We start from the raw sequence: 13,243 nt of genomic DNA on the forward strand, positions 1-13,243 counted from the left end.
GCAGGATTAGGCGCGGTTTTCCTGGAGTTCGATCAGCATTTCCAGCGCGGTCTGTACGGTTGCAAGACGCACCTTGTCGCGGCCGATATCGCCATAGAGCATCTTGCGGCGGATGAGGGCGCCGGTGCGCGATTTCGCCGCCAGATGAACCAGTCCGACCGGCTTTTGCGGCGAGCCCCCGCTCGGCCCGGCAATCCCCGTCACGGCGACCGCGACGTCGGCGCGGGAGCGAAAAAGGGCGCCGTGCGCCATCTGCAGCGCAGTCTCCTCGGAAACGGCGCCGAAGCTTTCGAGTGTGCGTTCCTGAACGCCGAGCATCTCGATCTTGGCGGTATTGGTATATGTGACGAAACCGCGATCGACGACTGCCGAGGAGCCGGAGATTTCGGTGAGCGCGCCGGCGATCAGCCCCCCGGTGCAGGATTCAGCAGTTGAGATCATTTTCTTTGCCGTCGTGAAATCGCGCACGATGGTCTCCGCGAGCGAGAGAATGTCGGCGGTGAACATACTTACCCCTTTGCTCGGCGATAGACGACGGTCGCGGTTGCGATCGCCGCAATGCCCTCGCGGCGGCCGACAAAGCCGATCGTCTCGTTCGTCGTGGCCTTCACTGAGCAGCGGTCGATCGAGATACCCAGAAATTCGGAGAGATTGGTCCGCATCGCGTCGCGGTGCGGGCCGACTTTCGGCGCTTCGGCAATCAGCGAGACGTCGGCATTCATGATCGTGCCGCCGCGATCGCGCACGATCTTCGCCGCATGTTCGAGGAAGATGCGCGAGGGGGCACCCTTCCATTGTGGGTCCGAAGGCGGAAAGTGATCGCCGATATCGCCTGCGCCGCAGGTGGCAAGCAGAGCGTCCGTCAGGGCATGCAGCGCGACGTCCGCATCCGAATGGCCCTTGAGCCGCTGGTCGTGCGGGATGAAGACGCCGCAGAGCGTGACCCCATCGCCGGCTTCCAATTGATGCACATCATAGCCGTTGCCGGTGCGCACGTCGGGCAGCTGCGATGACGAAAGCCGGTCGTCGGCAAGGGCGATATCCCGTTTGACCGTCAGTTTCACGTTGTCGGCAGCACCTTCGACGATCGTCACGGGAATCCCCGCCCATTCGGCGATTGATGCGTCGTCTGTGAAATCCGTGCGGCCGATCTCGCTTGCCTTTTCATGCGCCGAGAGGATGGTGTCATAGACGAAGGATTGCGGCGTCTGGGCTGCGAAAAGATGCTCGCGCGACACCGTTTCCAGAACCGTGCCCGTACCGTCAGCCCGCTTCAGCGTGTCGGCAACAGGCATTGCGGGCAGGACCGCCGGCGCGCCGCCGGCCAGTGAATCGGCAATGCGATCGAGAAGCTGGTGGTCGAAGAAGGGGCGAACGGCGTCATGAATGAGGACATGCGTAATGCCCTTGTTTTTCAGGTGCCTTAGTCCGGCGAGAACAGACTGCTGTCGCGTTGCACCGCCGTGAACGGCTTCGATCGGCGTGGCGGACAGCACCTGGCGAAATGCCTTTGCCACCAGCGCGTCGTCGTCGGGATGGATGACGACGACGATGTGGGCGGCGTGCTCCCATGTCATGAAGTTTTCAAGCGTATGCGTGATAACCGGCTTTCCGCCGATTAACCGGTATTGCTTCGGACCTTCCTCATGCGAGCCCGCCCGCTCGCCGCGGCCGGCAGCAACGATGACAATTCCAGCCGAGATCGGTTGCTTCGAATGCATTTGCGGCATAAATCCCTAAAAATGTGCGGAAAGCGGCGTGACTGCTCTATCGCCTTCGCGGTCCGCTTTCCAGCATCTGCCCAAAAAATATCAATTCTCACCGAAGCCTCTTGGCAAGCCCCCTTAGTATGGCTAAAAATAGTGCAGCAGTATCGTATGCCTGAAAGATAATCAATTGCATCCAGTAAATCTTGCGGCGCCCTTGCAGATCGGAAATGTCTCCGTGCGCAACCGCGTTGTGCTGGCGCCGATGTCCGGCGTCACCGACATGCCCTTCAGGCAACTCGCCTGGCGCCATGGCGCAGGCCTGGTTGTAACCGAGATGGTAGCGAGCAGGGAGCTCGTGAACAATTCGGCCGAATCATGGTCGCGACTGAGGGCTGCCGGCTTCAAGCCGCATATGGTGCAGCTCGCCGGCCGAGAGGCGCATTGGATGGCGCAGGCGGCCAAGATCGCGGCCGATAGCGGCGCCGACATCATCGACATCAACATGGGTTGTCCGGCCAAGAAGGTGATCGGCGGCTATTCCGGCTCGGCGCTGATGCGCGATCCGGATCATGCGCTGAGCCTTATCGAGGCAACCGTGAAGGCGGTCGATGTTCCGGTGACGCTGAAGATGCGGCTCGGCTGGGACGACAATTCGATTAATGCACCAGAGATCGCCAAGCGTGCCGAAGATGCAGGGGTAAAGCTGATCACCATTCATGGCCGTACGCGGATGCAGTTTTACGAAGGCAAGGCGAATTGGGACGCGATCCGCGCCGTTCGCAACGCAATTTCGGTTCCGCTGATCGCAAACGGCGATGTCGACACACAGGCAGATGCGCAGGAGATCCTTTGCCGCTCGGGCGCTGATGTGGTGATGATCGGGCGGGGTTGTCAGGGGCGGCCATGGCATGCAGGCGTGCTGGCTGGAGCACCCGCGCCGTCGCCGGAGAAAATACCGGACATTGCCGTCGAGCACTACGAAATGATGCTGGATTTCTATGGCGAGGCGACGGCTATCCGCCATGCCCGCAAGCACCTCGGCTGGTATCTGGAGCGTTTCGCACCGTTGCTGCCGGTTTCGCAGAAAGCGGCAATCATGACATCGCATACACGGGCAGAAGTAGTCTCGCGCCTTCGCGATGCGCTGGCGGCCGGTTTGGAAATTTCAAAAAGCCGGGAGGCGGCATGATGGACAAGGTTCAAGCCGATCATACCGGCGGCGTTGCGATGGCAGTGCTGAACGCGATCCAGAATCCGGTGGTGATGGTCGACGAGGCGGGCTTGATCGCCTTCGCGAACTGGGAGGCGGAATCGTTTTTCGGCGCTAGCGCGTCGCACCTTGCCCGCTACAAGATTTCCACCTTCATTCCGTTCGGAAGCCCGCTACTGGCCCTGATCGATCAGGTGCGGGAGCGCAGGGCGCCCGTCAACGAATACCGCGTCGACCTGAGTTCGCCCCGTCTTGGCCAGGACAAGCTGGTCGATATCTACGTCGCGCCGGTGATCAGCGAGCCCGGCTCCGTCGTCGTGGTGTTCCAGGAGCGTTCGATGGCCGACAAGATCGACCGTCAGCTGACGCACCGGGCGGCCGCCCGGTCGGTGACGGGCCTTGCATCCATGCTCGCCCACGAAATCAAGAATCCGCTCTCCGGCATTCGTGGTGCCGCCCAGCTTCTCGAGCAGTCGGTCGTCGATGAGGACCGCGCGCTGACGAGGCTCATCTGCGACGAGACCGACCGCATCGTGTCGCTGGTCGATCGCATGGAGGTCTTCTCAGACGAACGTCCTGTCGATCGTCTGCCCGTCAACATCCATTCGGTGCTCGACCATGTGAAGGCGGTGGCAAAGGCAGGCTTTGCCCGGCACGTCCGCATCACCGAGAATTACGATCCGTCGCTGCCTGCAGTTTACGCCAACCGCGATCAGCTCGTGCAGGTCTTCCTCAACCTCGTGAAGAATGCAGCCGAAGCAGTCGGAGACCGGCAGGACGGCGAGATCATGCTGACGACGGCCTATCGCCCCGGCATCCGCCTTTCTGTCGCCGGAACGCGCGAAAAAATCTCGCTGCCGCTGGAGTTCTGCGTGCAAGACAACGGTCCCGGCGTGCCGTCCGACTTGCTGCCGCATCTCTTCGATCCGTTCATCACCACGAAGACGAACGGCAGCGGCCTCGGCCTTGCACTGGTCGCCAAGATCATTGGCGATCACGGCGGCATCATCGAATGCGACAGCCAGAACAACAAGACGACGTTCCGCGTCCTTATGCCGGCTTCCAAGGATGCTTCGGCCGATGATGCGGCAATTGCAAACCCAACAGGAACTTCTCGATGACAGCAACGATCCTCGTCGCGGATGATGACGCGGCCATCCGTACCGTGCTAAACCAGGCGCTCAGCCGTGCAGGTTATGATGTTCGCATCACCTCCAATGCCGCCACGCTCTGGCGCTGGGTTTCGGCTGGCGAGGGCGATCTGGTCGTAACGGACGTGGTGATGCCGGACGAGAATGCCTTCGATCTGCTGCCGAGAATTAAGAAGGCTCGTCCCGAGCTGCCGGTGCTCGTCATGAGCGCGCAGAACACATTCATGACGGCCATCAAAGCCTCTGAGAAGGGCGCTTACGACTATCTTCCAAAGCCATTCGACCTGACGGAACTCATCGGCATTATCGGTCGCGCGCTGGCGGAGCCGAAAAAGAAGCCAGCCAAGCTCGACGAAGACATGCAGGACGGCATGCCGCTTGTCGGCCGTTCCGCGGCCATGCAGGAAATCTATCGCGTCCTCGCCCGCCTGATGCAGACCGACCTGACGCTGATGATCACGGGTGAATCCGGTACCGGCAAGGAACTTGTGGCCCGCGCGTTGCACGATTACGGCAAGCGCCGCAACGGACCGTTTGTGGCGATCAACATGGCGGCCATCCCTCGTGACCTCATCGAATCCGAGCTCTTCGGCCACGAAAAGGGTGCCTTTACCGGGGCGCAGACCCGTTCCACCGGCCGCTTCGAACAGGCCGAAGGCGGCACGCTCTTCCTCGATGAAATCGGCGATATGCCGATGGACGCACAAACGCGTCTTTTGCGCGTCCTGCAGCAGGGCGAATATACGACTGTCGGCGGGCGTACGCCGATCCGCACGGACGTCCGCATCGTCGCGGCGACCAACAAGGATCTGAAGCAGGCGATCAACCAGGGGCTCTTCCGCGAGGACCTCTATTACCGCTTGAACGTCGTCCCGCTACGGCTTCCGCCGTTGCGCGACCGCGCCGAGGATATTCCGGACCTGGTTCGGCACTTCATCCAGCAGGCCGAAAAGGAAGGGCTCGGTACCAAGCGGTTTGACCAGGAAGCTATCGAGCTGATGAAGGCCTACGCCTGGCCGGGCAATGTGCGCGAGTTGGAGAACCTTATCCGCCGCTTGGTGGCACTTTATCCACAGGACGTGATCACGCGCGAGATAATCGAAGCCGAGCTTCGTTCCGACGTGCCGGACAGCCCGATCGACAAGGGGCCGATCCGTGCAGGATCAATGACGATTGCCCAGGCAGTGGAAGAAAACATGCGGACTTATTTCGCAAGTTTCGGCGATAATCTGCCGCCGCCGGGCCTTTACGACCGGGTGCTGACGGAACTGGAATATCCGCTGATCCTCGCCGCATTGACGGCCACGCGCGGCAACCAGATCAAAGCGGCGGATTTGCTCGGACTCAACCGCAATACGCTGCGCAAAAAGATCCGCGAACTCGGCGTCTCCGTTTACAGAAGCTCTCGAACAGCTTGACAAGGCTGCAGGCCGCGTTGCATTTTCGCCACAATGCGTTGCTTAAAGGTCACGCATAGGGTTTGGACTTCGCCATCGCATCGAGGCTGCTGAAGCTCATGTTTCAGGCTGTCCGGCGCCGTTTCAGCAGAAGGCTGAGACGCCGGGGGCTTTGCATGCATGGCGATCATATCCAGTCGATGAACCGTGACATACCGGCTTCTGCCGCTTGGAGTGATGACTTGATGAAGCAGGATGCGGCACCGCCTGCGGCAGACAGCGATACGGTCTCGACCGTTACCGATCGCCGGGCGCTGTTTGCGCTGCCGGGTCTTGTCCTGGCCGGCGGCGCGTTGCTCTGCGCGACGCTGACGCTCTTCATTCTGCTGGGTGTGACGCCGATCGACCCGACGACCCGCGTCGTCATCACTTCGGTCGTGGTGAATTCCTTCTTCGTGCTTGCACTGATAGCACTGATCGGACGCGAAGTTGCGCGGTTGCTCAAAGCGCGCACCCGCGGCCGCGCCGCTGCCCGTTTGCACATCCGGATCGTCGTCCTGTTCTCGATCGTCGCCATCACGCCGGCGATCCTGGTGGCGATCTTTGCAAGTATCACGCTGAATGCGGGGCTCGACCGCTGGTTCGCGCTGCGCACGCAATCCATCGTCAGTTCGTCGCGCAATATCGGCCAGGCCTACATGATGGAGAACGCCAGCTATCTGCAGGGCCAGACCATCTCCATGGCGAACGACCTGGAACGCAACCGGGTGCTTTACAACCTCGACCGCACGGGCTTCGGGGAGTTGATGACGCGTCAGGCGCGGGGCCGCGGGCTGCTTGGCGCATTCCTAGTTGAAAGCGACGGCACTGTCATCGTTCAGGCGGACATCAAGACCGAGAAACCGCTACCAGCGATCCCGCAGGATGCCCTGCAGAAAGCAGCCGCTGGCCAGCCGACGCTCATTCCGCCGGGCGTAACCAACCTTGTCGGCGCCATCATCAAACTCGAGCAGATTCCAAGCGCGTTCCTCTACACCGTGCGCGCCGTCGATCCGAAGGTCATGGGCGCAATGCGCATGATGGAGGAAAACGCAACGGAATACCGCTCGATGGAGGCGGGTCGCGTCTCGCTGCAGATCGCGTTCGCGGTTCTCTATATCGGTTTTGCCCTGATCGTGCTGCTTGCGGCGATCTGGACGGCTATAGCCGTTGCCGACCGGATCGTCCGCCCGATCCGCCTGCTAATCACTGCGGCCGACAGCGTGGCGTCCGGCAACATGGATATCGTCGTGCCGGTTCATGCGGTCGATGGCGACGTTGCAAACCTATCCCGCACGTTCAACAAGATGATTTCGGAAATCCGCACGCAGCGTGACGAGATTCTGGAGGCGAAGGACGAGGTGGACGACCGCCGCCGCTTCATCGAGGCCGTGCTGTCGGGTGTCACTGCCGCGGTGATAGGCGTCGAGAACGACCGGCGGATCACCATCGTCAACAGTTCTGCTGAGACGCTGATGTCGCTGCCGGCGCGCGAGATGCTCGGGAAGCAGTTGAATGAAATTGCTCCCGAAGTCGATCAGGTGCTGACCGAAGCCGCATCGCGCTACCGCGGCGATTTCCGCAAGCAGATTGCCCTCGTGCGCGGCGGAACGGTGCGAACGCTGAGCGTGCAGGTCACGCGCGAGGAAGTTCGCGATACAAGCGATTCCTACGTGATCACCCTCGACGACATTACCGATCTCGTGATCGCGCAACGCTCGACGGCCTGGGGCGACGTGGCAAGGCGCATCGCCCATGAGATTAAAAACCCTCTGACGCCGATCCAGCTCTCCGCCGAGCGCATCCAGCGCCGTTACGGAAAGCAGATCAATCAGGAGGATCGCACAGTCTTCGATCAGTGTACCGATACGATCATCCGGCAGGTTGGCGATATCGGCCGCATGGTGGACGAGTTCTCGGCTTTTGCGCGCATGCCCAAGCCGACGAAGGAACAGACCGATCTGCGCAATATTCTCCGCGATGCCATCTTCCTGCGTGAGATGGGCAATACGCATGTGAGCTTCCTGCAGGAATTCGGCGACAAACCGCTGGAGGGCCAGTTCGACAGCCGCATGCTGGGCCAGGCATTCGGAAACCTGATCAAGAATGCGGTCGAATCCATCGAGGCTGTTCCGAGCGGCGAGCGCGATCAACGGAAGGTTCTCGTCAGGGCGTCGTTGGACGAGAGCCGCGACCGCTTCACGGTCGACGTCATCGACAACGGCCGGGGACTGCCGGTGGAAAACCGGCACAGCATCCTGGAGCCCTACATGACGATGCGGGAGAAGGGCACCGGCCTCGGCCTCGCAATCGTCAAGAAGATCATTGAAGAGCATGGCGGGCAGTTGGAACTGCATGATGCGCCCGCCGATTTCGACCAGGGAAGGGGAGCCATGATCCGCGTGCATCTGCCGCGTCTCGAGCCGGTTCCCGCCGCCCCGGCGTCAAATGACAAGGAAAGTGTGTATGGCCTCTGATATTCTCGTCGTCGACGATGAGCATGATATTCGCGAGATCGTCTCCGGCATCCTCTCTGATGAAGGACACGAGACCCGTACCGCGCATGACAGCGACAGCGCGCTCGCCGCGATTTCCGATCGCGCGCCGCGCTTGATTTTCCTGGATATCTGGATGCAGGGCAGCAAACTCGACGGTCTCTCATTGCTGGACGAGATTAAGACGCGCCATCCCGACATCCCGGTCGTCATGATTTCGGGCCACGGCAATATCGAAACGGCTGTTTCCGCCATCAAACGCGGCGCCTTCGATTTCATCGAAAAGCCCTTCAAGGCTGATCGCCTGATCCTAATTGCCGAACGCGCGCTGGAAAACTCGAAGCTGAAGCGGGAGGTATCCGAGCTGAAGCGGCGCGCAGGCGACGCCGTCGAACTGATCGGCACTTCCGTCGCGGTCTCGCAGCTTCGCCAGACGATCGAAAAGGTCGCGCCGACCAACAGCCGCATCATGATCTTCGGCGCATCTGGCTCCGGCAAGGAGCTGGTGGCGCGGATGATCCACAAGAAGTCGGCGCGCGCCAACGGGCCGTTCGTGGCCTTGAACGCTGCGAACATTACGCCGGACCGCATGGAAGTCGCCCTCTTCGGGACGGAAGGCTCCCCTGGCCAAGCGCGCAAGACCGGGGCGCTGGAAGAAGCCCACCGCGGCATACTCTATCTTGATGAGGTCGGGGAAATGCCGCGCGAGACGCAGAACAAGATCCTGCGCGTGCTAGTCGACCAGCAGTTCGAGCGCGTCGGCGGATCGAAGCGCGTGAAGGTGGATGTCCGTATCATCTCTTCGACGGCTTACAATCTGGAAAGCCGCATCGCCGAAGGCTGGTTCCGCGAGGATCTTTACCATCGCCTCGCGGTCGTCCCCGTTCGCGTACCGGCATTGGCGGAACGCCGGGAGGACATCCCGTTCCTTGTCGATCAGTTGATGCGTCAGATTTCCGAGCAGGCGGGCATCCGCCTGCGCCGTATCGGCGACGATGCAATGGCGGTGCTGCAGGCTCATGACTGGCCAGGCAACATCCGACAGCTGCGCAACAATATCGAACGGCTGATGATCCTTGCACGCTCGGATGGCCCGGATGCGCCGATCACAGCCGACATGCTGCCGACGGACCTCGGCGACATGCTGCCCAAGGTGTCCGCCAAGAACGACTACCACATCATGACACTTCCGCTGCGCGAAGCCCGCGAGATGTTCGAGAAGGATTATCTGATCGCGCAGATCAACCGCTTCGGCGGCAATATCTCGCGCACCGCGGAATTCGTCGGGATGGAGCGCTCGGCGCTTCATCGTAAGCTGAAGTCGCTCGGCGTCTGATTGCTCCGGCGCAATTTTCTGCGCCGGTTTCCCATTTCATTGCCTTGGATGCAGGTTTTCCATGCCGAGAATTTCCTATGTAAATGGCCGCTACGTGCCGCACGCCGATGCGATGGTCCATATCGAAGACCGCGGCTACCAGTTCGCGGACGGCGTCTACGAGGTCTGCGAAATACGTCACGGCTTCATCGTTGATATCACGCGCCATCTCGACCGCTTGAACCGCTCGCTTGGCGAGTTGCGTATCGCCTGGCCGATGAGCCGCCAGGCGATGATCCATGTGATTCGTGAAACGGCGCGCCGCAACAGGGTACGCAACGGCCTGTTCTATCTGCAGGTGACGCGCGGCGTGGCGCGCCGCGACCATGTGTTTCCAGCCGAAGGCACCAAGCCTTCGCTGGTCATCACGGCCAAAAGCACCGATCCCGCGGTCATCGCGAAGAAAAACGCAAACGGCATCAAGGCGATCACCGTTCCGGACAATCGCTGGGATCGGGTTGATATCAAGACGGTCGGTCTTCTTTCGAATGCCCTGGTCCGCCAGCAGGCGAAGGAAGCCGGCGCCCAGGAGGCCATCTATGTCGATGCCAACGGCTGCGTGAAAGAAGGTGCCGCGACCAATGTCTGGATGGTCGACGCCGACGGCACCTTGATCACGCGCCCTGCCGAACATGGTATTCTGCGCGGCATCACGCGCACGACGCTGATGGATGTCGCGGTGAAGCTTGACCTCAGTATCGCCGAGCGGAACTTCACCGTCGCCGAAATGCTGGCGGCACGCGAGGTCTTCATCACGGCTGCCACAAGCATTTGTTTTCCCGTCGTTTCCATCGACGGGCAGACAATTGCCAACGGTCATCCCGGCACGATCTCGCAGAATATTCGAGAAGTCTTTTTCGACGTTGCGGAAAAGATTGCGATTTGATACCAAGATTTGCTGGACGGAAGGGATGAGGGTTACCATCCGTCTTTCAGGAGAGGTTGATTAATATTCACCGGCCAGATCAAGCCGGCAATAAAGAAAGAAGCGGCGCGATGGCGGAACGTTCTCAGAATTTGCAGGACTTATTTCTCAATACTGTTCGCAAACAAAAGATTTCTCTCACAATTTTTCTCATTAACGGCGTAAAGCTCACGGGCGTTGTCACTTCTTTCGACAATTTCTGCGTTCTTCTTCGCCGTGACGGCCATTCGCAACTCGTGTATAAACACGCGATCTCAACGATCATGCCAGGTCAGCCCATGCAGATGTTCGAGAGCGAAGAAGCAGCGTCCTAACAAGGTCAGCAGTCATTTCGACACGCGATACCAGGAATGATTCCATCATCCCGGAGGCTCAGAGACTTCGGGATGATATGCGGGCAACCGTCGTCGTGCCTGTGCTCAAGCAGGCGCGGAGTAGGAGTGCGCCCATCGAAGGAGCTGCGACCCGCTCGCCGGAAAGCCGCCTTGAGGAAGCGACCGGTCTCGCTGAGGCAATCGATCTGGATGTGGTCAACGGCGCGATCGTACCGATCTCCGACCCGCGTCCGGCTACGCTGCTCGGCACCGGCAAGATCGAGGACATCAAGGCGCAGCTCGATGAGCATGATTCCGGCCTGGTGATCGTCGATCACCCGCTGACGCCGGTGCAGCAGCGCAATCTCGAGAAGGAGTGGAATGCCAAGGTCATCGACCGCACGGGCCTGATTTTGGAAATTTTCGGCCGCCGCGCCTCCACGAAGGAAGGCACGCTGCAGGTCGATCTTGCGCATCTGAACTATCAGAAGGGCCGTCTGGTCCGCAGCTGGACCCACCTTGAACGCCAGCGCGGCGGCGGCGGCTTCATGGGCGGCCCGGGCGAAACGCAGATCGAAGCCGACCGCCGTCTGCTGCAGGATCGGATCATCAAGCTGGAGCGCGAGCTGGAGCAGGTCGTCCGCACCCGCCAGCTGCACCGGGCCAAGCGCAAGAAGGTGCCGCATCCGATCGTGGCACTGGTGGGCTACACCAACGCCGGCAAGTCGACGCTCTTCAACCGCATTACCGGCGCAGGCGTGCTCGCGGAGGACATGCTCTTCGCTACGCTCGACCCGACGCTTCGCCGCATGAAGCTGCCGCATGGCCGGACCGTCATCCTGTCCGACACCGTCGGCTTTATCTCCGACCTGCCGACGCATCTTGTCGCCGCCTTCCGCGCAACGCTTGAAGAGGTGCTGGAAGCCGATCTGATCCTCCACGTCCGCGATATGTCGGATGCAGACAATCAGGCGCAGAGCGCAGACGTGATGCGCATCCTGAAAGATCTCGGTATCGACGAGGCTGAAGGGGCACGACGCATCGTCGAAGTCTGGAACAAGATCGACCGTCTCGAACCGGAAACGCATGATGCGATGGTGCAGAAGGTTGCGGGCGCCGAAAACGTGGTCGCTGTTTCGGCCATCAGCGGCGAGGGCATCGATCACCTGATGCAGGAAATCAGCAAGCGCCTTTCCGGGGTGATGACCGCGACGACGATCAAGCTGCCTTTGGGCAGGCTGGCGCTGCTACCCTGGCTTTACGAACATTCGATCGTCGACGGCCGCGAAGACAATGAAGACGGCACGGTGACGCTCGACGTAAGGCTCGCCGAAAGCGAAGCCGCCGAATTGGAACGGCGCATGGGCGACGGCCCGAAGCCGCAGAAGGAAGACTGGGAATAGCGAGACTCCTGACCGCTTCTAAGCAAATTCGAGACCCGGCGTCCGTTGCGGATGAAAAGACGGTTCGGCACAGAAGCTGTCGCTGTTTGATGTCGCCTTGCCTCCTTTCTCATCCCTATGCCTGTGCAGGGATCTCAAGTCCTTGGGTGCAGGAGACTTTTCTCTCGTGGCATGTGAGTCATTCACCGCGCGGACGCGCGGTGGCTGGCTTCCTGTGAGGCGAGTATGGGATGGACGCTGGTGGCAATGGGCAGTCATTCAGCGGATCCATACCGCAAAGGCGATCTACGGGGGAGGAGATCCTTCGAGGCCCTGCGGCTTCGCCTTCAGGCACCTATGCCGAAGGCGGCAGATTCGACGAATAAGCGTCGACCCTCGACACTAGTCCCCCGCGACCGCCCGCTCGATCGCCTTGGCGGCCTGCCAGATTTCCTCCATGCGCTCCAGCGTTGCCGCCTCCAGTGTTTCGCCATCTGCTTCAAGCGTTTTCTCGATGTGATTGAATCGACGCCTGAATTTCGTGTTCGTGCCGCGAAGCGCCTGCTCGGGATCGGCCTGTACATGCCGGCCGATATTGGCAATGGCGAAGATCAGGTCGCCGAGTTCATCGCTGACCTTCGCGTGATTGTCCTCCTTGAGTGCGGCACGAAGCTCGCCGATCTCTTCCTCAATCTTGTCGAGGATGGGCTCTGGCGCCGACCAGTCGAAGCCGACCTTTGCTGCGCGTTCCTGCAGTTTCAGCGCTTCTGTGAGCGCGGGGAAGCTCCGCTGCACGGAGCCAAGAAAGCCTGCCTTGAAATCTTCGGAAACGCCGCGCCTTGCGCGCCTTTCGGCACGTTCGTGTTTCTCCGCCTGCTTGATCTCGTCCCACTGCTTCTTGACGCATTCCGGCGTGTCGGCATCGGATCGCGCGAAGACATGCGGGTGGCGGCGGATCATCTTGCGCGTGATGGCTTCGACGACGTCGCCGAACGTGAATTCGCCGGCTTCCTCGGCCATGCGGGCATGGAAGACGACCTGCAGCAGCAGGTCGCCAAGTTCCTCGCAAAGGTCGTCCATGTCGTTGCGTTCGATCGCATCGGAGACCTCGTAGGCTTCCTCGATCGTATAGGGCTTGATCGTTTCGAAGGTCTGGACGATGTCCCAGGGGCAGCCGGTTTGGGGATCGCGCAGTGCTGCCATGATCTCGATCAGGCGCGAAATATCTTTTGAAGCGTCCATGATA

At 60.6% G+C, this 13,243-nt stretch carries 11 protein-coding genes; 8 read left to right on the forward strand and 3 right to left on the reverse strand.

Going from position 1 to position 13,243, the window contains the following annotated elements; genetic code table 11:
* Positions 1-6 precede the first annotated feature (6 nt).
* Together QA644_RS07900 and QA644_RS07905 are read right to left on the reverse strand one after the other, a co-directional pair.
* Positions 7-507, reverse strand: a complete 501-nt coding sequence (locus QA644_RS07900; RefSeq protein WP_194729653.1) for a CinA family protein — start codon at positions 505-507, stop codon at positions 7-9.
* Between the two features lie 2 nt (positions 508-509).
* Positions 510-1,730, reverse strand: coding sequence for a bifunctional 2-C-methyl-D-erythritol 4-phosphate cytidylyltransferase/2-C-methyl-D-erythritol 2,4-cyclodiphosphate synthase (locus QA644_RS07905; protein ID WP_283071818.1), 1,221 nt, complete (start codon positions 1,728-1,730; stop codon positions 510-512).
* A gap of 142 nt (positions 1,731-1,872) precedes the next feature.
* On the opposite strand from QA644_RS07905, the gene dusB reads away from it, so the two are divergent.
* The 8 genes from dusB (at position 1,873) to hflX (ending at position 12,018) form a co-directional block, all read left to right on the forward strand.
* Positions 1,873-2,898 (forward strand): tRNA dihydrouridine synthase DusB, encoded by a 1,026-nt coding sequence (dusB, locus tag QA644_RS07910; protein ID WP_283072347.1) that lies wholly within the window; start codon positions 1,873-1,875, stop codon positions 2,896-2,898.
* Positions 2,898-4,040: a nitrogen regulation protein NR(II) gene (locus tag QA644_RS07915; protein WP_239598876.1), complete on the forward strand. Its 1,143-nt coding sequence runs from the start codon at positions 2,898-2,900 to the stop codon at positions 4,038-4,040. The genes dusB and QA644_RS07915 overlap by 1 nt, the downstream gene beginning before the upstream one ends.
* Complete coding sequence (gene ntrC, locus QA644_RS07920) at positions 4,037-5,488, forward strand: nitrogen regulation protein NR(I) (RefSeq protein ID WP_039844829.1); 1,452 nt, start codon at positions 4,037-4,039, stop codon at positions 5,486-5,488. Before QA644_RS07915 ends, ntrC begins: the two co-directional genes overlap by 4 nt.
* Before the next feature lie 224 nt (positions 5,489-5,712).
* The gene (locus tag QA644_RS07925) at positions 5,713-7,983 is read left to right on the forward strand and encodes a PAS domain-containing sensor histidine kinase (protein WP_074070256.1); all 2,271 of its coding nucleotides are present in this window, start codon (positions 5,713-5,715) and stop codon (positions 7,981-7,983) included.
* Entirely contained in the window at positions 7,973-9,337 is a 1,365-nt protein-coding gene (locus QA644_RS07930) for a sigma-54 dependent transcriptional regulator (RefSeq protein ID WP_022715522.1), read from the forward strand. Before QA644_RS07925 ends, QA644_RS07930 begins: the two co-directional genes overlap by 11 nt.
* 61 nt (positions 9,338-9,398) lie before the next feature.
* Positions 9,399-10,262, forward strand: coding sequence for a D-amino-acid transaminase (locus QA644_RS07935; protein WP_283071819.1), 864 nt, complete (start codon positions 9,399-9,401; stop codon positions 10,260-10,262).
* Between the two features lie 110 nt (positions 10,263-10,372).
* The gene (gene hfq / locus QA644_RS07940) at positions 10,373-10,615 is read left to right on the forward strand and encodes an RNA chaperone Hfq (protein ID WP_003539403.1); all 243 of its coding nucleotides are present in this window, start codon (positions 10,373-10,375) and stop codon (positions 10,613-10,615) included.
* A gap of 77 nt (positions 10,616-10,692) precedes the next feature.
* Positions 10,693-12,018: a GTPase HflX gene (gene hflX, locus QA644_RS07945; protein WP_283071820.1), complete on the forward strand. Its 1,326-nt coding sequence runs from the start codon at positions 10,693-10,695 to the stop codon at positions 12,016-12,018.
* Positions 12,019-12,399: 381 nt separating this feature from the next.
* On the opposite strand, the gene mazG is transcribed toward hflX, so the two are convergent.
* Entirely contained in the window at positions 12,400-13,239 is an 840-nt protein-coding gene (mazG, locus tag QA644_RS07950; RefSeq protein WP_283071821.1) for a nucleoside triphosphate pyrophosphohydrolase, read from the reverse strand.
* Between the last annotated feature and the right edge of the window lie 4 nt (positions 13,240-13,243).

The sequence above is a fragment of the Rhizobium sp. CC1099 genome, assembly GCF_029714385.1.
Lineage (GTDB): Bacteria > Pseudomonadota > Alphaproteobacteria > Rhizobiales > Rhizobiaceae > Rhizobium.